Genomic DNA, 22977 nt, shown 5'->3' with positions numbered 1-22977 from the left:
CCGCAGCAGCATCCCATTGACCACGTCATATACCTGATCGAGGAGAGCCTCGCGCAATGTGTGGAATCGTCGGATACATCGGACACCGCGAATCGGTCCCGGTCCTGCTGGAGGGCCTGCACCGGCTGGAGTACCGGGGCTACGACTCCGCCGGACTGGCCGTCCCACACCGCGGACGGCTGCGGATCACCAAAACCCAGGGGCGCGTACAGGATCTGCGCAACAGGGTGGACGCCGAAGGCACCCGCCTGCGCGGCACCGTCGGCATCGCGCACACCCGCTGGGCCACGCACGGCGAACCCAGTGACGCCAACGCGCACCCGCATACCGACGGCTCCGGCCGAATCGCCGTGGTACACAACGGCATCGTCGAGAACGCCGAGAAACTGCGCGCCGCCCTCATCGCCGACGGCGTCGAATTCCTCTCCGACACCGATACCGAGGCCATCGCGCACCTGATCGCCGCCACCCTGGACAGCACCGACACCCTCGAGGACGCCGTGCGCAGCGCACTGCATCACGTCGAGGGCACTTTCGGTCTGCTGGTACTGGATTCGCGCCGCCCCGACGAACTGGTGGTCGCCCGCAACGGCAGCCCCATCGTGCTCGGCGTCGGCGACGGCGAGATGTTCGTCGCCTCCGATGTGGCCGCGCTGGTGCACCACACCCAGCGCGTGGTCTTCCTCGACGACGGCGAGCTGGCCACCGTGCGCGCGGACGAATTCCGCACCAGCACACTCGGATTGGATGCCAGCCGCACCGACAAGACGCCCACCACCATCGATATGGCGGCCGAGGACTACGCGCTCGGCGGCTATCCCGATTTCATGCGCAAGGAGATGGCGGAACAGCCGGACGCGGTACGCCGCGCGCTGCGCGGGCGGCTCGACGAGCGTTTCGCCACCGCCATTCTCGGCGGACTCAACATGGACGCGCGCGAACTGCGCGGGATTCGCAAGGTCGTCTTCCTGGGCTGCGGCTCGGCCTATTACGCCGGACAGCTCGGCGCACAGCTCATCGAGGAACTGGCGCGGATTCCCGCCACCGCCGAACCCGCCTCGGAATTCCGCTACCGCAATCCCGTGGTGGATCCGGACGCGCTCTACATCGCCATCAGCCAGTCCGGGGAAACCCTGGATACCCTTGCGGCCGTTCAGGAATTGCAGCGCAAGGGCGGGCGCGTCATCGGCGCGGTCAACGCGGTCGGCAGCGCCATCGCGCGCGAATGCGGTGCGGGCATGTTCCTGCACGCCGGTCCCGAGGTGTCGGTGGCCTCCACCAAGGCGCTCACCAATATGACCGTGTCCTTCGCCATGCTGGCGCTGCTGCTGGGCCGGGTCCGCGATCTGTCCGCCGCGGGCGGCGAGCGCATCGTCACCGGGCTGCGCGCGCTACCCGACGCCATCGAGGCGGTGCTGGAACAGGATCGGGAGATCGCCGAGGTCGCCGCTCGGTTCGCCAAGGCGCGCAGCATGTTCTTCGTCGGACGGGTGCGCGGCTGGCCGGTGGCCCGCGAGGGCGCGCAGAAGCTCAAGGAGATCTCCTACATTCACGCCGAGGCGTATCAGGGCTCCGAACTCAAGCACGGACCGCTGGCGCTGATCGACCCGGAAATGCCGAGCGTGGTGTTGATTCCGGGTGACGAATTGCTCGCCAAGAACATCACCACCATCGAGCAGATCAAGGCGCGCGGCGGCCCGGTCATCGCCATCACCAATACCGATCTGCCGGACGGCCTGGCCGACGCCGTGATCCGCGTCCCCGCGGTGGCGACCGAACTCGACCCGATCATCCTGACCATCCCGCTGCAACTGCTGGCCTATCACATGGCCATCGCCCTGAACCGGGATGTGGACAAGCCCCGCAACCTCGCCAAGAGCGTGACCGTCGAGTAACCCGATTCGCCCCTTCGCTCCCCTCCTGTGCACCCTTGGGTGCGCGAAGTCTTTCGCTGTGCCAAAGTGGTCGAATGGGCCTGGGGCGTTTTCGGAATCGGATCATCGTTGCGGCTGTCTTCGCGATCGCGGGTGGTGTCGCCGCGATCTTCGCGAGTCGCCGTCCGCAGCCGCCGGCCCCCGCGGCGGAGCCGCCGCGCCTGGGGTATTCGCGCAACGGCTCCTCCCCCACTCAGATCGCGGAATCCGCGCGCTGAGTGGGTAATTCACACTTTTCGGGCTAGCGGCTCACCGACCGCTTGTACTGCTTCAGTGCCAGCGGCACGAAGATCACCAGGATCACCACCACCCACATGAGCGTGGTGATCTCCGGATGCCGCATCGGCCAGACATCGGCGCTCGGCCCCATCGGGCTGGTATTGCCGAACAGATTGCGGCTGGCCTGCGTCACCGCCGACACCGGATTCCATTCCGCGATCACCCGTAGCACGGTGGGCAGCGTCGCGGTCGGCACGAAGGTGTTGGCGATGAAGGTGAGCGGGAAGATCACCATGAAGCTGGCGTTGTTGTAGACCTCCGGCGCGCGCACCAGCAGGCCGACCACCGCCATGATCCACGAGATGGCGTAGGCGAACAGCAACAGCAGCACGTAGGCGAACACCGCGTCCAGGAACGATCCGCGAATCCGCCAGCCCACCGCCAGACCCGTCAGCGACATGACCACCAGGCTCACCACATTGATGCACACATCGGCGAGCGTGCGCCCGATGAGCACCGCCGACGGCGCCATGGGTAGCGACCGGAAGCGGTCGATAATGCCCTTCTGCATATCCTCGGCCAGGCTCAGACCGGTGAACGTGGCACCGAACACCACGGTCTGCGCGAAGATGCCCGCGATGAGGAATTCGCGATATGAGGTGCCCTGCAACTGAATCGCCGATCCGAAGACGTACGCGAACAGGAGCACGAACATGATCGGCGACAGCGTCGAGAAGATCAGCACATCGGGCACGCGCCGAATCTTGATGACATTGCGTTTGGTGATGGTCACGCTGTCGGTGAAGACCATGCTCAAACGTTCTGCGAGCGAAGGCTTTTCGGCGGTGAGCACGGCGGCGGTCATCGATTGCCTCCTGCGGAATCCGCGGCGGTCTTGCCGCCGTTGACCAATTCGTCTGCTTCATGACCGGTGAGCGATAGGAATACGTCATCGAGCGAAGGCCGCCGCAGGCCGACATCATGAATGGTCACTTCATGTTTCGCGAGTTGGCCGATGGCATCGACCAGCGCCTGCGAACCGTCGTTCACCGGCACGATGATGCGCCGCAGACTCGGTTCGAGCCGAATCTCGCCCTGCGCCAAGCCTTCCAGCGCGCGCTGCGCGATCGGGAGACTGTCCACATGGTCCACGACCAGTTCGATGCGATCGCCGCCCACCATGGCCTTGAGCTGATCGGCGGTGCCCTCGGCGATCACCTTGCCGTGATCGATGACGGCGATGGAATCGGCCAGCCGATCGGCCTCCTCCATGTACTGGGTGGTCAACAGCAGCGTCGTGCCGCCCGCCACCAACTCCTCGATGACATCCCAGAGATCCTGGCGCGCACGGGGATCCAGACCGGTGGTCGGTTCGTCCAGGAACAGCACGGGCGGATTGGCGACCAGCGCGCCCGCCAGGTCGAGCCGGCGGCGCATACCGCCGGAGTACCCCTTGACCGGACGATCGGCCGCGTCGGCGAGCCGGAAACGCTCCAGTAGTTCGCGGGCGCGATCCTTACTGCGTTGCGTCCCCATGTGATACAGCCGCCCCACCATCTCGAGATTCTCGAAACCGGTGAGATATTCGTCAACCGCGGCGTACTGCCCGGACGCGCCGATGCGGGAGCGCAACAGCTGCGGATCCTTGAGCACATCCACCCCGGCGACGGTGGCGCGGCCGGAATCCGGGATGAGCAGCGTGGTGAACACACGCACGGTGGTGGTCTTGCCCGCGCCGTTCGGGCCGAGCAGGGCGGTGACGGTGCCCTCGGGCACCGATAAATCGAGTCCGTCAAGAGCGACCAGTTTGCCGTACTTCTTGACCAGACCCTCGGCGACTATTGCGTCGGGCATGATTCTCCTGATGTCTCGCGATGTGGCAGCCGCAGGGGCTCTGAACTGCAAATATGCTGCTGAACAAGACCGGACATTTGGGACTGAGTATGCCTGGGACGCAGACCGGATGCCATGACTTTTTCCTCGCGAACCACCGCGAGTGAACAAGACGAGGGCCGCATCCCGCTGGGGGTCCGGCGGTGCTCGGGGTTGCCGGTGCGGGATGCGGCCACCTCGATGATCGCCCCGCGAGCGAGCCCGGATCGCGAGTAGCGCGCTACTCGAATCCGACAGGCCGACACCGCTTTCCCGGGCACGAACGTATGTTCGCACAGGGGTATGACACTTATTCCTCGAAAAAAATCTCCGGAACGCGCCCCCGATTTCCACACAATCCGCCGGTGTCGCGTAGGATCGATCGCGTCGGCCCCTCCCCCCCGGGCCGACCTACGCGGGCCTCGGCTAACTCCCCCCCTTCGCCGAGGCCCGCCCCCATGTCCGGGGCCGGTCTGATCAGCGATTACACCAACGGACGAATCCCGATCACACCAACGGTCGAATTTCATTGCGGCGCAGGACATGCCCGTGCAGACGGTTGATACCGCGCACGCGGACGGTGCGCAGATTGCGCAGATCGAATTGCGGATCGCCGCCGATGGCAAAGGACGCGCCCTCATCGATGAGCACGGTGCCGGGACGCGCCACACCCGTAAGGCGTGCGGCCACGTTCACCACGGAGCCGTAGAGGTCGCCGAAGCGCTGCAGGACCTCGCCGTAGGCCAGACCCACCCGCAGCTCCTGGGTGACGCCGTGCGAGGCCGTGGCGGCCTCCTGGATGGCCAGGGCGATGCGCGCGCCCTGTTCGGCGGTATTGGCGGCGAACATGACTTCGTCACCGACGTTCTTGATCACCCAGCCGCCGTGCGCGGTGATGGCATTGCTGGTGGCGGTTTCGAACGCCTCCAGTAGCGCGGAGAGCTCATCGGGCTCCAGATGGCGGGTCAGGCGGGTGTAGCCGACCATATCGGCGAAGCCGACCGCCAACACCCGCAGCGTGTCCCCCGCGACCGCGCCATTGTCCAGTGAGCGGGCCAGCGCCGCGTCCAGATGACGCCGGAATGCGTAGCGCTGCAACGCTTCGAACTCCTCGACCACCTCCGCGGTGACCTCACGCGCCAGCTCGGTGCGATCGGCCTCGGGCTCCGCGGCGGCCCGCGCCGCGATGCGCGCCAGAATCTCCTCGGTGACCAGATCCACCTGCCATTCGGCCAGCCGCGCCATGGACCGGCCCAGCGTGCGCGCCGCGGTGGTCTGACGGTGAATGTCCGCTGACGCCAGCACATTCAGGCGACTGAACGCCTGCGCCGCCTCGATATCGGCATCGGTGTATTCGACGGCGTCGTCATTGGGATCGGCGGGAAATCCGAGCGACACCCACAACCGGCGGGTCAGCGACGAGGGCACCCCGGTGCGCTCGGCGACCTCACGACGGTTGTATTTGCGCGGCCCGTTCAGCAGGTACGGCTCCACCACCGATTGGACCAGCTTGGACAGATTCGGGGACGCCATGCCGCCACCTTACGGGGCGAACGCAATGAGCTTCGCGCCGATGTTGTGTGTCACAACACGGAACGAGAAGAAGTGGAGCCTAGGGGAATCGAACCCCTAACCCCTGCCTTGCAAAGGCAGTGCTCTGCCAATTGAGCTAAGGCCCCGAGCCGGGATCAGCGCGTGGTGACCTCGTGCCAGAGATCCGCGTCATTGCGCTGGCGCAACTTGCTGATTCCGAAGATCACCGCGGCGATGACGCCGATCGTGAGGAGAAATTTCATGAATCCCACCCTACTGTGATGTTCGAGAGTGGGCCTAGGAGGACTTGAACCTCCGACCTCTTCGTTATCAGCGAAGCGCTCTAACCGCCTGAGCTATAGGCCCTCATCCGGTTCCGAGTGTGTCACTCGAACCGAGGCTGAAGATTACCCGAAGGTTGTGCGGATAAGCAAAACGGCCGGTCACAGCCCTGTTCTGACGGGTGCGACCGGCCGATGCGAGACTGCTTCTAGTCGGGGTCCGCCAGGGTCACCTGGATGCCGCCGACCAGATCCGTGCACTGGTTGTAGACGAACACGCCGACCGTCGAAAGCGCTGTCAGCAACACCACATTGATCATGCCGATGACACCCGCGTAGCCGAACACCGTGCCCGCGTCGATCAGCCCGGACGCCGAGGAGTCCGAAACCATATCGGTGAACGTGGAATTCAGCCGCTCCCACACACCCATGCCCTCGAGCACCAGGTACAGCAGGCCGACCGCCAGCATCCACACGAAGAACAATGCGACGCTGATGACCAGCGACACCTTCAGCGTCGACCACGGATCGATATGGCGCACCTGCACGGTCGCGCGCAGCGGCTCACCGGTGGCAGCGGCGGCGGCCACCGCCGCGGGGGCGGACGGCGATACCGGACCGGACGGCGGAATCGGCTCCGGCGGCGGCAGCGGATGCCGCATCTCCGACAGATCCGGCAGATCCTTCACCAGTTCCGGACGGGCGATGCTGCGGGTGGGCCCGTCGATACCGACGGACTTCACCATGGCGGCCTCCTTGCGCGCCGCCTTGGCCGCCAGATCGGCGGTGGTGCGCGCGTTGGAGACACCCGCGTTCAGGCCCACGCCGCCGGGACGACCGGTGGTGGGGGCCTGCCCCGGGCGGTACAGGTTGGACTGCGGTTCCCGCTGCGGCAGCTGCGACCACCCGCCGTCCTGGTAGGGGTTGCCGGCGGACTGACCGTCCACGGCTTCGGGGGCGGTCACCTCCGTCGGATCGCTGATTCGGCCCGTGACATCCGAGGCGAAATCACCTGAGTTGTCGGGGATTTCATTGGACACCTGCGGCGTACCTCCCTCGTTCCCCGAACCCGGCCGTGGAATCGGCCGCGGCGGAATCGGAGACGGGGCGATTCTCTCGGTCACGCCATTGGCATGACCGCGCTGGTCATTCGGCTGATTGGTCAATGGTGAATCCTTCGATCCGTTGTGCCGCCGCTGCTGGGGTGAAACTACTGCTACGCCGAACCGCTGGTGTCATCTTCGGCAACCTGGTCGGGCTCGTCCGCGTTACGCGCGATCGCAAGCAAGGTATCGCCCTCACCGAGGTTCATCAATCGCACACCCTTGGTCTGGCGTCCGGCCTTGCGAACCTGATTCGCCGCGGTCCGGATAACGCCGCCGCCCGATGTGATGGCGTACAGCTCATCATCGTCATTGACGATAAGCGCTCCGACCAGACTGCCACGTTTTTCGTCGTATTGAATGGTCAATACGCCCTTTCCACCGCGACCCTGCGCGGTGTACTCACCGAGCGCCGTCCGCTTGGAATACCCGCCCGCGGTCGCGACGAGCAGGTACGTCTGATCGTCGTCGCGAACCACGTTGAGCGACAACAGTTCATCGGACTGGTTGAAGCGCATGCCCTGCACACCGGAGGTGGCGCGGCCCATCGGGCGCAGCACCTCGTCATTGGCGGAGAACCGGATGGACTGGCCGTGCGCGGAGACAAGCAGCAGATCGTCCTCACCCGAACACAGTGCCGCACCGACCAATTCGTCCCCATCGCGCAGATTGACCGCCACGATGCCGCCGGTGCGGTTGGAGTCGAAATCGGTCAGGCGGGACTTCTTGACCAGGCCGTTGCGGGTCGCCAGCACCAGGTACGGGGCGTCCTCATAGGTGGTCAGCTGAATGACCTGGGCGATCTTCTCGTCCGGCTGGAACGCCAGCAGGTTCGCCACATGCTGACCGCGCGCGGTCCGGCTCGCCTCGGGCAGCTCGTACGCCTTGGTGCGGTAGACGCGGCCCTTGTTGGTGAAGAACAGCAGCCAGTCGTGCGTGGAGGTGATGAAGAAGTGCCGGACCAGATCGTCCTGCTTGAGACCCGCGCCCTGCACGCCCTTGCCGCCGCGCTTCTGCGAACGGTAGAGATCGGTCTTGGTGCGCTTGGCGTACCCGGTCTCGGTGATGGTGACCACCACGTCCTCGCGGGCGATCAGATCCTCATCGGTGACATCGCCGTCCGCGGCGATGATCCGGGTGCGGCGATCATCGCCGTACTTGTCGACGATCTCGGCCAGCTCATCGCGCACGATGGCGCGCTGACGCTCCGGCTTCTCCAGAATGTCCTTCAGATCGGCGATCTCGAGCTCGATCTTCGCCAATTCGTCGATCAGCTTCTGGCGCTCCAGGGCCGACAGGCGGCGCAGCTGCATATCGAGGATGGCGGTCGCCTGGATCTCGTCGATCTCCAGCAACTGCATCAGGCCGGTGCGCGCGGTATCGGTATCGGCCGACCGGCGGATCAACGCGATCACGGCGTCGAGCTGATCGAGCGCCTTGACCAGGCCGCGCAGGATGTGGGCCCGCTCCTCGGCCTTGCGCAACAGGTACTTGGTGCGCCGGACGATGACGTCCAACTGGTGGTTCACATACAGCCGGATCATCTGATCCAGGCGCAGCGTGCGCGGCACCCCGTCCACGATCGACAGCATGTTCGCGCCGAACGAGGTCTGCAGCTGGGTGTGCTTGTAGAGGTTGTTCAGCACCACCTTCGCGATCGCGTCACGCTTGACGGTGACCACGATGCGCATGCCGACGCGGTCCGAGGACTCGTCGTGGATATCCGAGACACCCGCGATCTTGCCGTCCTTGACCTGCTCGGCGATCGCGTTGATGAAATTGTCGGTATTGACCTGGTACGGCAGTTCGGTGATGACGATCGTGGTGCGCCCGCGGGCGTCCTCCTCGATCTCGACCACACCGCGCATGCGGATCGAACCGCGACCGGTGCGGTACGCGTCATTGATGCCCTGGGTGCCCACGATCAGGCCCGAGGTCGGGAAATCCGGACCCTTGACCCGCTCGATGCACGCCTCGAGGGTGGTCTCCTCATCCGCCAGGTGATTGTCCAGCGCCCAGAAGATGGCCTGCGCCAGCTCGGTCAGATTGTGCGGCGGGATATTGGTGGCCATACCGACGGCGATGCCATTGGAGCCGTTCATCAACAGCGCCGGCACCCGCGCCGGGAGCACCATCGGCTCCTGCGTCTTACCGTCGTAGTTCGGGGTGAAATCGACCGTCTCATGGTCGATTTCGCGCAGCATCTCCATGGCCAGCGGGGTCAGACGGCACTCGGTGTAGCGCATGGCGGCCGCGCCGTCATTACCGCGCGAACCGAAGTTGCCCTGGCCGTCGACCAGCGGATAGCGCAGCGACCACGGCTGGGCCATACGCACGAGGGTGTCGTAGATCGCCGTGTCACCGTGCGGGTGGTAGTTACCCATGGTGTCGGCGACCGGGCGCGCGGACTTCACATAGCTGCGATCCGGGCGGTAGCCGTTGTCGTACATCGCGTACAGAATCCGGCGATGCACCGGCTTCATACCGTCGCGCACCTCGGGCAGCGCGCGCCCGACGATGACGCTCATGGCGTAGTCGATGTAGGAGTTCTGCATCTCCTGCTGGATGTCGACCGGTTCGATGCGGTCGCCGCCCGAAGGCGGAAGCGAAGTCTCAGTCATGAATTGGTCTCCGTAGGAAGTCTTTTCGAGGGGTTCCGGACGCAAGGGGGACCCGGGGGAATGAACTCCCGGGTCCTACTTCGCTAGACGTCGAGGAACCGAACGTCCTTGGCATTGCGAGTGATGAAGCTGCGCCGAGCCTCGACGTCCTCACCCATGAGGATCGAGAACAGCTCGTCCGCGGCCGCCGCGTCGTCCAGCGTCACCAGACGCAGGACGCGCACGCTCGGATCCATGGTGGTTTCCCACAGCTCCTTCGGGTTCATCTCGCCGAGACCCTTGTAGCGCTGGATGCCGTCGTCCTTGTTGATCTTCTTGCCCGAGGCCAGACCGGCCTCCAGCAGCCCGTCGCGCTCACGATCGGAGTAGGCGAACTCCGGCTCGGTGCGCTGCCACTTGAGCTTGTACAGCGGCGGCTGCGCGAGGTACACGTGCCCCTGCTCGACCAGCGGCCGCATGAAGCGGAACAGCAGCGTGAGCAGCAGCGTCGAAATGTGCTGGCCGTCCACGTCGGCGTCGGCCATCAGCACGATCTTGTGATAGCGCAGCTTGGCGATATCGAACTCGTCGTGGATACCGGTGCCGAAGGCGGTGATGATCGCCTGGACCTCGTTGTTCTTGAGCACCTTGTCGATACGCGACTTCTCGACATTGATGATCTTGCCGCGCAGCGGCAGGATCGCCTGGTACATCGAGTCACGACCGGACTTGGCCGAACCACCGGCGGAGTCGCCCTCCACGATGTAGATCTCGGACTTCACCGGATCCTTGGAGCGGCAGTCGGCCAGCTTGCCCGGCAGACCACCCAGGTCGGTGGCGGACTTGCGGCGCACCAACTCTCGCGCCTTACGCGCGGCCACCCGCGCCTGCGCCGACGACACCGCCTTGGTGACAATGGTCTTCGCATCGGCCGGATTCGCCTCGAACCAGTGCGCCAGATGCTCATTGCAGGTGCGCTGCACGAACGACTTGACCTCGGTATTGCCGAGCTTGGTCTTGGTCTGGCCCTCGAACTGCGGGTCCGAGATCTTCACCGAGACGATCGCGGCCAGGCCCTCACGGATGTCGTCACCGGTGAGGTTGCCGTCCTTCTCCTTGAGGAGCTTCTTATCCTTCGCGTACTTGTTCACCACCGTGGTGAGCGCGGCGCGGAAACCCTCTTCGTGGGTGCCGCCCTCATGGGTGTTGATGGTGTTGGCGAAGGTGTGCACGGATTCGGAGTAACCCGAATTCCACTGCATGGCGACCTCGAGCTCATGCCCGGTGCCCTTACCGGTGAAGCCCACCACCGAATTGTGGATCGGCGACTTGGTCCGGTTGATGTGCTTGACGAAGTCCTCGAGCCCACCCGGGTAGTGGTAGGTGCGGGTCTTCACCTTCGGCGTCGCGGCCGGGGCGTTCTCGTCCAGATGCTTGGGCGCCTCGGCGGTATCGCCGACCACCTCGTCGGTGACATCGCTGTCGGACACCCGCTGATCGGTCAGCGTGATGGTGAGTCCCTTGTTCAGGAACGCCATCTCCTGCAGGCGGCGCGCGACCGTCTCGAAGTTGTAGACCGTGGTCTCGAAGATATTCGGATCGGCCCAGAACCGGATGGTGGTACCGGTGCGCTTGGTGGCATCGCCCTGGAACAGCTTGCCCGGCTTGGAATCCTTGTACTCCTGGGTCCAGTGGAATCCGTCGGTGTCGACCTCCGCCTCGAGGCGGGTGGACAGCGCGTTCACCACCGAGATGCCGACACCGTGCAGACCACCGGAAACGGCGTACGCGTCGGAGTCGAACTTGCCGCCCGCGTGCAGCTGGGTCATGACCACCTCGATGGTGGGCACACCCTGCGCGTGCATGGCGACCGGGATACCGCGGCCGTCGTCGACGACCTCGACGCCACCGTCGGCCAGGATGGTCACATCGACGCGGGAGGCATAACCGGCCATCGCCTCATCGACGGAGTTGTCCACAACCTCCCAGATGAGGTGGTGCAGGCCGCGCTCGCCGGTGGAGCCGATGTACATACCGGGGCGTTTGCGGACCGCTTCGAGGCCCTCGAGAACAGTGATGGAGTCGGCACCGTAGCCCGGGTTGCCTGACTTGGGCTTGGTCGAGCCGTCTGCGTTGGAGTCCATGGCAGCCACTGGTCGGTAGCTCTCCTTACTTGCTGATCCTCCGGGCGCCGGACGGTGAGCACACGTGGAGCCCCGGAGCAGGTCTGCTCGAGGGTTACGGATCCACGCGCAAGCTGTCGCCGAACGCGCCGGGAGGTATCGCCGCTAGTTACTCCCCCATCCTACTGGTACGACCGACACAGAATGCACCTATGACACCCCTGAGTGCCTCATACGTGCGTGAAATCGACCATCAATATGTCCGGTCATGGGTGAGAGGGGTTCCGGGACCTTCAGCGGGCGATGACAGCGAGCCGCCGGGGGAGTTAGCGACAGGGTTCGCCGCGATCGAGATCCGGACACTCCCAGCCTAGTGCGCGGCACCGACAATTTCCGTGCACGTTCCACGTGAAACGATCGTTTGACCAGCGAAGGAGTCAGCCGCGCAAGCGATTCCGCGTGTCTATCCGTACGTGTCGCGCGGGCCGCGACCCTTGATATGCCGCTCGCCCTTACGCCAACTCGGGGCCGTCGGGCCATTGATGCGCAACTGTTTGACCACCCCGTGACCCACCGCCGCCGCGATCTTCGCGAGGATCTGCGACTGGAACATGCGCAGCTGCGTCGCCCACGCGGTCGACTCCGCCTGAATGCTCAGCACATTGTTCTCCAGCGAAACCGGCTGCGCGTGCGCGGCGATGTCCTCCCCCACCACCTTGGCCCACTGGCCGAACACCATGCCCTCGGCCACCTTGCCCGACCAGCCGCGCCCCTTGGCCAGCTGACCGGTCAGCGCGCCGAGCAACTGCGGATCGCGATCATCGGGCCCGGACCCGGACCAACCGCGCCGCTTACCGCGCAATGCGCGAATCCCACCCTTGCGCGGCGGCGACGCCCGGCCCTGACCCACCGATTTACCGGCGGCGCGAGCCGCGGCCCTGGCCTCTTCCAGCGCCCGGCGGGCGAGATCCACACCCCGCAACTCACCATCGGGCCCGGTGGCGGACTCCCCCGCCGCCGCGGACCGCGCGGGATCGAAGGCTTCCGGCTGCTCGGCCATGCACAGGTCCCTTCGGTCGCGATCGGTTCGAGATCTCGGTTCCAAGATCTGCCGGTTCCCGGCGATTCTGCCGCATACCGCCGACAGGCACGCCGTAGCCAGGGGTGATGTCGCACTCGCGCCACCGGCACGGCGGCCGGGTAACAATCCCGCACCTGGGGAGAAACCTGGGGAATTGGGGATAACTCCGCGCAGGTCACCGGGCGTACACCCACCGGCGACCTCGCCGTCATCCCGCCGCGATCCGGCTGTCACCCCGGCTGGACCCGTTCGCCATCCCGGCACGTTTCGGCCGGGCATCCGCGCCGACGGGTGGGCTACACCGCGATTCGCGAAGTGCGGCTGTCCGCCTCGCCCGTGGTCTCCACCCGCATCGGGGTGGCCTCGAGTTCAGGCGGCACATCCTCGACCACCGCGGCGGTGATGAACACCTGTTCCGCCTCGGCGGCGACGGCGGCCAGCGCGGTACGGCGGCGGCGATCCAATTCGGCGAACACATCATCGAGGATCAGCACCGGATCGGTGCCCGCCGTACGCAGCAATTCGAACGCGCCGAGCCGCAAAGCCAGTGCGAACGACCAGGATTCACCGTGACTGGCGAAGCCCTTAGCGGGCGCGGAACCCAGCATCAAATCCAGATCGTCGCGATGCGGGCCGACCAGACAGACCCCGCGCTCCAGTTCCTTCTGCCGGGCATCGGCCAACTCGCGCAACAGGATCGCCTCGAGATCGGCGTCGTCGTCGAGCTGTGGAGTACGCGCCGGATCGAGCAATTCCGGTGGCAGATAACCACTTCGGTACGCGATGGACGCGGGCCGCGATTCCGGCGCGATCGATCCGTAGGCCTGTGCGAGATGTGGATAAAGTTCGTGCACCAGTCGCAGCCGCTGCGCCAGCAGCACCGCACCGTGCGCCGCGAGATGTCCGTCCCACACGTCCAGGGTGCTCAGTTCCGCGCCGCGCCCACCGGAACGGGCAAGTCGCCCAGCGGTTTTCAACAGCGCCGAGCGCTGGCGCAGCACCTTGTCGTAATCCGCGCGCACACCCGCCAGGCGCGGCAGCCGCGCGGTGGCGAGCTCGTCCAGGAAGCGCCTGCGCTCGCCCGGATCACCGCGCACCAGCGACAGATCCTCCGGCGCGAACAGCACCGTCTGGAGAATCCCCAGGATCTCGCGCGGCCGCCGCACCGGTGAGCGATTGATCTGCGCGCGATTGGCGACGCCCTGATTGAGCTCCATATCCACCCGCAACTCACGACCGGTGTTCACCACGGTCGCCCCGATGCGGGCCTTCTGCGCGCCCATGCGGATCAGCGGGGCATCGGCGGACACCCGATGTGAGCCGAGTGTGGACAGATACCCGACCGCCTCGATCAGATTCGTCTTGCCATTGCCGTTGGAGCCCAGGAAAACCGTTCGGCCCGGCGGCAATTCGAGTTCGGCGGCTTCCCAGGACCGGAAATCACGCAGCGACAGGGTGCGCACATACATCCGGCTAGCCACCCTGCCCTTCGACCTGGGGAAATGTTGATGGAACTGGGGATATCCACCCCGTGCAGCGAAAAAACCCGGCGGCGCGGGGTGAAACCCCAACGCGCACCGAGTTTTTCACAGGTTTACCCACACTGTGCACAGTGTTCGGCCGACCGATCGCCGATCAGCCCGGCAGTCGCACCGGCATCAGCAGGTAGATGTAGCTGCTGGCCAGCGCCGCGAACGCACCCGAATCCAGCTGTGCCGGATCCTCTTCCGGTGCGGGCACGAAGACGGCCGGACGGCTGGGGGTGGTGAATCCGAAGGTCACCTTATCGGTGCGCAGCGCACCGAGTCCGTCGACCAGGTAGCCCGGATTGAAGGCGATGGTGAGCCCCTCACCGCGGAAGTCGGCCTCCAGCCACTCCTCGGCGCGACCGGCGTCATCCCCACCGGCCGACAGCAGCAGGCCCTCCTCGGAGAACTCCATCCGCACCTGAGCGCCGCGCTCGGCCACCAGGGCCACGCGCTTGATGGCCTCGACCAGTGCGCTCACCGAGAGCGTGGCCACCGAGGTGTGCTCCTTGGGGAGCAACTGGCGGAACTTGGGGAATTCGGCGTCGAGCAGGCGCGTGGTGGTGCGGCGACCGCCGTTGACGATGCCGAGCAGGCCATCGCTGCCGGTACCGAACGCCAGCTGCACCGGCTGATCCGAGGAGCCGAGCGTCTTACCGGCCTCGGACAGCGTGCGAGCCGGGACCAGCACCGCGGTCTCCACATCGGCGCGACCCGGATTCCACTCCAGCTCGCGCACGGCGAGGCGGAAACGGTCGGTGGCGGCCAGTACGACCTTCGGGCCCTCGATCTCGACCCGGATGCCGGTGAGCATGGGGAGGGTGTCATCGCGGCCGGCGGCGACGGCGACCTGGCCGACCGCCTCGGCGAACAGATCCACCGCGAGATCACCGGTCTGGGGAGGAAGTTCGGGAAGCTGGGGATAATCCTCGACCGGCATGGTGGGCAGCGAGAACTTGGCGCTGCCGCAGGCGATCAGCACGCGGGTGCCGTCCACCGATACGTCCACCGGCTTGTTGGGCAGTGATTTGGTGATGTCGGCCAGCAGGCGGCCCGAGACCAGTACCTGCCCCGGTCCGGCGACCTCGGCGGCCACGCGCATCTGCGCGGAGACCTCGTAGTCGAAGCCGGACACCGTAAGACCATCTTCATCGGCCACGAGGAGCACACCGCCGAGCACAGGCACCGGAGGCCGCGACGGCAGGCTGCGGGCCACCCAGGCTACGGATTCGGCGAAGTCCTCGCGAGCGACCCGAAACTTCATGCTTGCAAGCTCCATCGCCCGGTCTGTTCCTCTCCCAGTCTCGATCAGTAGTGATCAGTGAATTCGTCAGGGGCTGCTTCCCCCTGGAACCCATGCAGTCTCGCACAGGGGGCCGACATCAAACCGTACCCGCGATCTGCGCGCGCCGGGGCGGAGGGTCCAACTGAGTCCGGGGTGTCCGTTCTTCTCCAGGCGTCCTTGTGCACGAGCCGGGAACCGCTCCCGGCGAACCGTTCGCTCCCAAGCCGAGTTTCCACACACCTGTTTTAGAAGAGAATTCTAATTAGAGAGAAATGAAGTAGTAGTAGGCACTGTGGAATCTGTGGACTTCCCCCCTTTCCGCAGGTCCGAGGGTGAGGCGGCGTGTGGATGTCTCGAGGGTGTCTCGAGGATGAACGGCCGATGGCTGTGGAGTCACAGCCAGTTTCCACATCCATCCTCGAGCCATCCTCGAGTTGCTCCACGGTTTCCGGCCTACCTGCGCACATGGGGGCGAATCGGTGGACAACTACGAGTTTCCTCGAGGACTCCCATGGGACTCCTCGAGGAATCCACAGGGCATAACTCGCATCCGCCCAGGTCAGACCTCGAGGATGAAGCAACCTGTGGGAACTGTGCACTACCGGTTGTGCACCCCTGTTAGTAGAGCCCTGTGGGTAAACCGGTGCACAACTCGAGGATTCCACACGGTTTCCTCGAGGATTCCTCGAGGAATCCACACCCCCGAAAACACAAGACCCCCACGTCAGACGACGTGGGGGCCTGTTAGCTGTGGATCAGCGGGAACGCTGTTTAATCCGGGCTGTGAGTTCTTGAACCTGGTCGTACACCCGGCGCCGCTCGGTCATCTCCTTGCGCACCTTCTTGTCGGCGTACATGACCGTGGTGTGGTCGCGGCCGAACGCCTGGCCGATCTTGGGCAGCGATAGGTCCGTCAGTTCACGGCACAGGTACATGGCGATCTGCCGGGCCTGCGCCAGCGGGCGGGCCTTACCGGGACCGGTCAGCTCCTCGAGCGTCGTGTTGAAGTACTCCGCGGTCACGGCCATGATCGTGGACGCCGTGATCTCCATGGTGGTGGCGTCGGGCATGAGATCGCGCAGCACCACCTCGGCCAGCGACAGATCCAGCGGCTGCCCGTTCAGCGAGGCGAACGCGGTCACCCGGATGAGCGCGCCCTCCAGCTCGCGGATATTGCGCTCCACCCGGCTGGCGATGAGTTCCAGCACGTCATGCGGCACATCCAGGCGATCCATCCGCGCCTTCTTGCGCAGGATCGCGATGCGCGTCTCCAGCTCGGGCGGCTGCACATCGGTGATGAGGCCCCATTCGAAGCGGGTGCGCAGCCGCTCCTCCAGGGTGGCCAGCTGCTTGGGCGGCCGGTCCGAGGACACCACGATCTGCTTGTTCGCGTTGTGCAGGGTGTTGAAGGTGTGGAAGAACTCCTCCTGGATGCCTTCCTTGCCCTCGATGAACTGGATGTCGTCCACCAGCAGGATGTCGGTCTCGCGGTAGCGGCGCTTGAACGCGACCTTGCGGTCGTCGCGCAGCGAGTTGATGAAGTCGTTGGTGAATTCCTCGGTGGACACGTACTTCACCCGCATGCCCGGGAACAGCCGCTGGGCGTAGTGCCCGGCCGCGTGCAGCAGGTGGGTTTTTCCCAAACCCGAAGCGCCCCAAACGAATAGCGGATTGTAGGCGCGCGCGGGCGCCTCCGCGATGGCCACCGCCGCGGCGTGCGCGAAGCGGTTGGACGCGCCGATGACGAAGGTCTCGAAGGTGTACTTGGCGTTCAGGCTGTTGGCCGAGGACGGCTGCGGCGTCTCGCGCTCGGGCGACTTGTTGAAATAGGTCGGCCACGAATTGCGCGCGTTCACGACCGGTTCGTCGTCCTCGTGATCCTCGTCCACCGGTCGGCGCGCGGGCTGCGACGGCATGGGCGGGGGTGGCGGTGCGGGCATATGGGCGGGTTGCGCCGCCATATGCGCCGGTTCCGGATCGGCCTCGGGCGAGAACAGCGACTCCTGGCCGGGCGGCAGGTTCGGCGCGCGATGGTTTTCCCGGCGTCGCGGCGGTTGCTGCGGTTCCGGAACGGGTACCGGCAATTCTTCGGCCATCTGTGGCTGACCGAATTCCACCGGTGGATAAGATTCGCGCTCGCCGTACTCCGCGGGGTAGTCCGGTGCCGGGGCGTAGCGGGGCTGTGGATAGTCCGGCTGTGCCTGGTAGTGCGGCTGCTGACGTTCCACCGGAGCCGGTGCCGGGGGTGCCGGCTGGTAGCTCATCGGGGCGTGATCGGGCTCACGCGGGCGTTCCGGCCGGGAGGTCATGCGGGCATGCCGGGGTGCGTTGGGCGAGCGGTCGACCGGGGAGTTCTGCTGTGCCCTTATCCGCACGCCGAGGCCCTCGACCTGAAGTCCGCGCCGTGCCAGCGAGCGCAGGATCGGCTCGCGGAGATCGCGTTCCACCACCTCTTGCGCCATGGTTCCGGGCACCGAGAGCAGGGCGAATCCCTGCGCGAAGGTGATCGGTTCGATGATGCCGAGCCAGGCTTTGTGCGCCTTGCTGACCGGCTGGATCTCTCCGTCCGCGGAGCCGCTCGCGAGTTCCGCGATCACCTCGGGCCAGACAGCTGTCAGCACATTCTGCTCGTCGTTCACGAACGGAGTCCTCCCCGGAGCAAGGTCGATTGGAGCAGACGGGCGGCGACTGCTCGATTCCCCCAGGTAACCGGGTGTCGGCGAGCACCGTCAGCCCCACGAATATGCCACTCCAAGGGTGTTTCCACACAATTATCCACAGATGTGGACAACCTGGGGATGCGTGTCGCATCCCGTCGAATCCCCCTATTCGGGCGCAGACCTGCGGTTCTTCAGCAATCAGCTGGCAACTACACGCTAGGTCGCTCCAACGCCTCGAAGGACGGTACATGAAGCGGGGCCATTCGGTCGAACCGGCTTTTCAGCCCCGGAAAGTGCGCTCTTACCCCGAGTTTGACCCTCGTCCAGCAGATAAGTACCCTTCTACAGTCACCCTATGGTGCGGTGGCGGCTGTCTGCTGCCCGTGCCGATAAGGGTATTTGCGTCCGTGGATCTCAGATTCGCCGGATCGCAGACCGTTTCACCGATAAAGCTTCGGGCGTCAACCGACGCCCGCCACCTATGAGGAGTGTTGACCGTGGCCAAGGGCAAGCGGACGTTCCAGCCGAACAACCGTCGTCGGGCGCGCGTCCACGGCTTCCGTCTCCGGATGCGTACCCGTGCGGGCCGCGCCATCGTTTCGGCGCGCCGTGGCAAGGGCCGTAAGTCTCTGACGGCCTGATTCGAGATCAGTGCTGCCTGAGCCGTATCGGCTGCACCGTCGTACCGATTTTTCCCGGACGGTGCGCCAGGGCCGGCGGATCGGGAGACGGGATCTCGTTGTGCACGTACTGCTACACGACGATCTGTCGAGCGGACCGGAACCATCCATTCGGGTGGGCGGTCCGCGTTTCGGCTTGATCGTCAGCAAGGCGGTGGGTCCGGCGGTGGTACGCCACCGGGTGGCCCGCCGCCTGCGTCATATCTGTGCGAGCGTCGCGGTGGATCTACCCGCGGGCGCCGATATCGTTCTGCGCGCCCTGCCGGGCGCGGCGAACGCCGCTTCCGTCGATCTCGAACGTCAGATCCGGAGCGGCCTGCGCAAACTCGGCACCCTCAGCGAATCCGGTCCGGCCGGTGGCGAATCGGGAACAGCTGGCAGCGACTCATGAACGTCCTGCGCGCCGCTGCCCGTCTCCCGGCCAAAGCTCTGATATTCCTCATCGAGCTGTATCGGACCTATGTCTCCCCCACCCGCATGCCGGTATGCCGCTTCACTCCCACCTGTAGTGAGTACGCGGTGACCGCGCTGCGCACCCGCGGTCTGTTCGTCGGACTCGGACTGGCAGCCGTGCGAATCGTGAAATGCGCACCCTGGCACCCTGGTGGGTGGGACCCCGTACCGGAACGTTCACGTCACCGGCACGCGGCAGCAGCCAAACAAGGGTCACCGTCCGCGGTGACCGGCGAGACGAACGACGGGAGTACATAACGCCGTGCTCGATTTCATCTATTACCCGGTGTCGGGAATCCTCTGGTTCTGGCACCGCGTCTTCGGGTGGGCGCTGGGCGATGACAGCGGTTTCGCCTGGGCGCTGGCCGTGGTGTTCCTCGTGTTCACATTGCGGTTGGTGCTGTACAAGCCGTTCGTGAAGCAGGTCCGCACCACCAAGCAGATGCAGGAACTGCAGCCGCAGATCAAGGAACTGCAGAAGAAGTACAAGAACGATCGTCAGCAGATGACGGTCGAGATGCAGAAGCTGCAGAAGGAACACGGCTTCAATCCGCTCATGGGCTGTCTGCCCGTGCTACTGCAGGTTCCGGTGTTCCTGGGTCTGTTCCATGTGCTGCGCTCGTTCAACCGGACCGGCACCGGTATCGGCCAGTTGGGCATGACGCCGTATGACAACGCGCATACCGCGAACTACTTCTTCAGCGCGGGCGACGTCCAGTCCTTCCTGACCGCACGGCTTTTCGGCGCTCCCCTGTCGGGCTTCATCACCGAGAAGAACGCGGTGCTGGAATCCTTCGCGGAGTACGGCGGTATGCCGAGCAAGGTCGCCATCATCGCGGTCTCGGTGCCGCTGATGATCATCGCGGGCCTGGCGACGCACTTCAACGCGCGCGCCTCGGTGGAGCGGCAGAGCGAGGCGGCCGCCGCCAACCCGCAGGCCGCCATGATGAACAAGCTGGCGCTGTACGTGTTCCCGCTGGGCGTGCTCGTCGGTGGTCCGTTCCTGCCGATCGCCATCCTCATCTACTGGGTGTCCAACAACATCTGGACCTACGCGCAGCAGCATCTCGTCTTCGGCCGTATGGAGAAGGAAGAGCAGGAGAAGAAGGACGCGGCCATCGAGCGTCGCGCCCAGAACGCTCCGAAGCCGGGCGCGAAGCCGGTCGACACCCGTAAGAAGCCGGTCGTCGACGCACCCGCGCAGGCCGATACCAATGGCGTCGATATGGCCAAGACCGATGCGCCGCAGGCCGGCCAGAACGGTTCCGCCAAGCCGAATCAACAGTCGAACCAGCAGAAGAAGCGGTCCGGCAATCGCGGGCGTGCCAACCAGAAGCGCCGTCGCTGATCTTCTCTACAACTCCAGATGAAGGAAACAACCATGACTGCTGTTGAAACCGACGGAGGGGACCCCACAGTGACGGCTGCGACGGCGGCGGCACCGGATACCGAGACCGCGGTGGCGGCCGAGCCCGTGGTGGATGCCGAGGAAGCGCTCATCGAAGAGGGCGAGATCGCCGGTGACTACCTCGAACAGCTACTGGATGTGCTCGACTTCGACGGTGACATCGATCTCGATGTCGAAGGCGATCGGGCCGTGGTGAGCATCGACGGCGGTAAGGATCTGGCGAAGCTGGTCGGCCGCCGCGGTGAGGTGCTGGACGCCCTCCAGGAGCTGACCCGCCTCGCCGTGCAGCAGGCGACCGGCGTGCGCAGTCGCCTCATGCTCGATGTCGCGGGCTGGCGCGCGGGTCGTCGCAGCGAGCTGAGCGCGCTCGGCACCGAGGCCGCCAAGCGCGTACTGGAGTCCGGTGAGCGCGAGGCGCTCACCCCGATGACTCCGTTCGAGCGCAAGATCGTGCACGACGCGGTCGCCGCCGTCGACGGTGTCGTCAGCGAGAGCGAAGGCGTGGAGCCGAGCCGACGGGTCGTCGTCCTCCCCGCGTGACACGCACACCGCACCGAAGCCGGGGCCCCCGCGTCGAACAGACCGGGGGCCCTACGCTTGTCCCGAGTTCGAATTGTGCAACCCCGCGACTGCTCGGGGGTTGAGCGCGAGTCCCCCGCGTTGTCCCTGGGGTTCGGGGGCGAAGCCCCTGAGAGTCCCGAGAGTTGGTTTAGTCGGAAGGATGTTTCACGTGGAACCTGGCACCGAGTCGACCGATCTCGCTGTCGAGCCGCCCGCCGCAGCCGCGGTGATTTTCGGCGATCGATTGGAGATCGCGCGCCGGTACTACACCGTGCTCGCGAGTGCGGGAGTCGAGCGCGGGTTGATCGGACCTCGCGAGGTGCCCCGGCTATGGGATCGGCATATCCTCAATTGCGCGGTGATCGGCGAGCTCATCCCCGAGGGCGCGACCGTCGTCGACATCGGTTCCGGCGCGGGCCTGCCCGGTATCCCGCTCGCCATCGCGCGCCCGGATCTCCGAATCACCTTGGTGGAGCCGCTGCTGCGCCGGACCGTTTTCCTGGCGGAGTTCATCGAGGCCGCCGGGCTCGGGGTCACCGTGGTGCGCGGGCGCGCGGAGCAGCCGGGCGTGAAGAAGGAGGCGGGCGGCGCGGATATCGTGACCTCCCGTGCGGTCGCTCCCCTGGCGAAGCTGGCGGGTTGGTCCATGCCGCTGGTGCGCGATCACGGACGCATGCTGGCGCTCAAGGGAATCAGCGCGGTCGAGGAATTGGAGCGCGATCGCGATGATCTCGCCAAGGCCGGTGCGGGCAAGACCGAGGTGCTGGAATGCGGTGTGGGAGTGCTGGAAACGCCGACCATGGTGATCAGTGCGGAGAAGCTCCCCCGGGCCGATCGTCGTAAAGCCCGCCCGAAGAAATAGTTGAAACACTATTCTTTCAAAACCCCTGTGCGCCGCGCCCCAGCTCGGTACTGTCCGGGTCACCCACACCGAGGTGGGATCGGAGCACAGGAGTTTTCATGAAGACCACACGGCGTGCCGGTTTCGGCGTCGCACTGCTGGGCGCACTGGCCACGACCGCGCTGGTGACCGCGCCCCAGGCCAACGCTCTCGTCAACGGCATCAGCGTTTCGGACACCACCCTGTATGTCGGCAAGACCTACACCATCACCGCGGACGTCACCTTCACCTCGATGCTGTTCCAGGTGACCTTCACCGATAACGGCACCGAGATCGGCAAGGCGAACGTGAGCAATAGCAAGGCGACCATCCAGTGGACGCCCAGCACCACCGGTTCGCATGAGCTGAAGGCGACCCAGGAGATCATCAGCAGTAAGTCGACCACCGTCACAGTGACGACTCAGCCGACTACCCCGGGTGGGGGCACCGGCTCCTCCGGGAGCAACCCGCTCGCCGGATTGCTGAGCTCGCTCTCCGCCAAGTAGCTACTCCCCCACCGCGTCCCGGGAACGGGCGCGACGGCCGGCCCGCCGTCGCGCCCGTTCCCGTTTTGGTTGGCGGCCGATCCCGGCCGCAAGTCCGGCCGACCCTCGCCGCAGAGTCTTTGTCCGGCATGGTTTCCCGTGAAACATCGCGCGAATTCCCTTCGGGGTGATCGATTATGCGTGTCGCGGGTGCGGGATTGCTGTTCAACTTCCGTATTGTGTCCGGTACTGGCAAGCTATGAACGTCGAGCGTGAGTGCCCCACAGTGGCGG

19 protein-coding genes and 2 tRNA genes are annotated in these 22977 nt (G+C 65.5%); 8 read left to right on the top strand and 13 right to left on the bottom strand.

The window, feature by feature from the left end:
* Window positions 1–56: 56 nt before the first annotated feature.
* The gene (gene glmS / locus AB0L82_RS17165; protein ID WP_364636845.1) at window positions 57–1895 is read left to right on the top strand and encodes a glutamine--fructose-6-phosphate transaminase (isomerizing); all 1839 of its coding nucleotides are present in this window, start codon (window positions 57–59) and stop codon (window positions 1893–1895) included.
* A 280-nt stretch (window positions 1896–2175) separates the two neighbouring features.
* On the opposite strand, the gene AB0L82_RS17160 is transcribed toward glmS, so the two are convergent.
* The 13 genes from AB0L82_RS17160 to dnaA form a co-directional block, all read right to left on the bottom strand.
* Entirely contained in the window at window positions 2176–2964 is a 789-nt protein-coding gene (locus tag AB0L82_RS17160) for an ABC transporter permease (protein ID WP_364637944.1), read from the bottom strand.
* Between the two features lie 50 nt (window positions 2965–3014).
* Entirely contained in the window at window positions 3015–4007 is a 993-nt protein-coding gene (locus AB0L82_RS17155) for an ATP-binding cassette domain-containing protein (RefSeq protein ID WP_364636843.1), read from the bottom strand.
* 525 nt (window positions 4008–4532) lie between these two features.
* Window positions 4533–5558, bottom strand: coding sequence for an adenylate/guanylate cyclase domain-containing protein (locus AB0L82_RS17150; RefSeq protein WP_364636841.1), 1026 nt, complete (start codon window positions 5556–5558; stop codon window positions 4533–4535).
* Between the two features lie 73 nt (window positions 5559–5631).
* Window positions 5632–5704, bottom strand: a tRNA-Ala gene (locus tag AB0L82_RS17145).
* Window positions 5705–5713: 9 nt separating this feature from the next.
* Window positions 5714–5821: a DLW-39 family protein gene (locus AB0L82_RS17140; RefSeq protein WP_364636839.1), complete on the bottom strand. Its 108-nt coding sequence runs from the start codon at window positions 5819–5821 to the stop codon at window positions 5714–5716.
* A gap of 29 nt (window positions 5822–5850) precedes the next feature.
* Window positions 5851–5924: transfer RNA gene (locus AB0L82_RS17135), tRNA-Ile, on the bottom strand.
* A gap of 124 nt (window positions 5925–6048) precedes the next feature.
* Window positions 6049–6879 carry a DUF3566 domain-containing protein gene (locus tag AB0L82_RS17130; RefSeq protein ID WP_364636837.1) on the bottom strand — a complete coding sequence of 277 codons (831 nt, stop codon included), beginning with the start codon at window positions 6877–6879 and terminating at the stop codon, window positions 6049–6051.
* Between the two features lie 176 nt (window positions 6880–7055).
* Window positions 7056–9563, bottom strand: a complete 2508-nt coding sequence (gene gyrA / locus AB0L82_RS17125; protein ID WP_364636835.1) for a DNA gyrase subunit A — start codon at window positions 9561–9563, stop codon at window positions 7056–7058.
* A gap of 83 nt (window positions 9564–9646) precedes the next feature.
* On the bottom strand, window positions 9647–11686 hold the full coding sequence (gyrB, locus tag AB0L82_RS17120; RefSeq protein ID WP_364636833.1) for a DNA topoisomerase (ATP-hydrolyzing) subunit B: 2040 nt from the start codon (window positions 11684–11686) through the stop codon (window positions 9647–9649).
* A 442-nt stretch (window positions 11687–12128) separates the two neighbouring features.
* The gene (locus tag AB0L82_RS17115) at window positions 12129–12725 is read right to left on the bottom strand and encodes a DUF721 family protein (RefSeq protein ID WP_364636831.1); all 597 of its coding nucleotides are present in this window, start codon (window positions 12723–12725) and stop codon (window positions 12129–12131) included.
* Between the two features lie 317 nt (window positions 12726–13042).
* The gene (gene recF, locus AB0L82_RS17110) at window positions 13043–14215 is read right to left on the bottom strand and encodes a DNA replication/repair protein RecF (protein ID WP_364636829.1); all 1173 of its coding nucleotides are present in this window, start codon (window positions 14213–14215) and stop codon (window positions 13043–13045) included.
* Window positions 14216–14381: 166 nt separating this feature from the next.
* Window positions 14382–15551, bottom strand: coding sequence for a DNA polymerase III subunit beta (gene dnaN, locus AB0L82_RS17105; RefSeq protein WP_364636827.1), 1170 nt, complete (start codon window positions 15549–15551; stop codon window positions 14382–14384).
* A gap of 761 nt (window positions 15552–16312) precedes the next feature.
* Entirely contained in the window at window positions 16313–18196 is a 1884-nt protein-coding gene (dnaA, locus tag AB0L82_RS17100; RefSeq protein ID WP_364636825.1) for a chromosomal replication initiator protein DnaA, read from the bottom strand.
* Between the two features lie 518 nt (window positions 18197–18714).
* Between dnaA and rpmH the strand changes: the two genes are divergently transcribed.
* The 7 genes from rpmH to AB0L82_RS17065 all read left to right on the top strand — a co-directional run bounded on the left by rpmH (window position 18715) and on the right by AB0L82_RS17065 (window position 22705).
* Entirely contained in the window at window positions 18715–18858 is a 144-nt protein-coding gene (gene rpmH / locus AB0L82_RS17095; protein ID WP_083898281.1) for a 50S ribosomal protein L34, read from the top strand.
* Window positions 18859–18868: 10 nt separating this feature from the next.
* Window positions 18869–19288, top strand: a complete 420-nt coding sequence (gene rnpA, locus AB0L82_RS17090) for a ribonuclease P protein component (RefSeq protein WP_364636823.1) — start codon at window positions 18869–18871, stop codon at window positions 19286–19288.
* Window positions 19285–19608 (top strand): membrane protein insertion efficiency factor YidD, encoded by a 324-nt coding sequence (gene yidD / locus AB0L82_RS17085; RefSeq protein ID WP_364636821.1) that lies wholly within the window; start codon window positions 19285–19287, stop codon window positions 19606–19608. The genes rnpA and yidD overlap by 4 nt, the downstream gene beginning before the upstream one ends.
* Window positions 19609–19612: 4 nt before the next feature.
* Window positions 19613–20698: a membrane protein insertase YidC gene (yidC, locus tag AB0L82_RS17080; protein WP_364636819.1), complete on the top strand. Its 1086-nt coding sequence runs from the start codon at window positions 19613–19615 to the stop codon at window positions 20696–20698.
* A 33-nt stretch (window positions 20699–20731) separates the two neighbouring features.
* Window positions 20732–21298, top strand: coding sequence for a protein jag (locus AB0L82_RS17075; protein WP_364636817.1), 567 nt, complete (start codon window positions 20732–20734; stop codon window positions 21296–21298).
* A gap of 181 nt (window positions 21299–21479) precedes the next feature.
* Entirely contained in the window at window positions 21480–22181 is a 702-nt protein-coding gene (rsmG, locus tag AB0L82_RS17070) for a 16S rRNA (guanine(527)-N(7))-methyltransferase RsmG (protein ID WP_364636815.1), read from the top strand.
* A gap of 98 nt (window positions 22182–22279) precedes the next feature.
* Window positions 22280–22705 carry a hypothetical protein gene (locus tag AB0L82_RS17065; RefSeq protein ID WP_364636813.1) on the top strand — a complete coding sequence of 142 codons (426 nt, stop codon included), beginning with the start codon at window positions 22280–22282 and terminating at the stop codon, window positions 22703–22705.
* The last annotated feature ends 272 nt before the right edge of the window (window positions 22706–22977 follow it).

This window comes from Nocardia sp. NPDC052001, assembly GCF_040680615.1.
Lineage (GTDB): Bacteria > Actinomycetota > Actinomycetes > Mycobacteriales > Mycobacteriaceae > Nocardia.
This window is presented reverse-complemented; position numbering and strand designations above follow the sequence as displayed.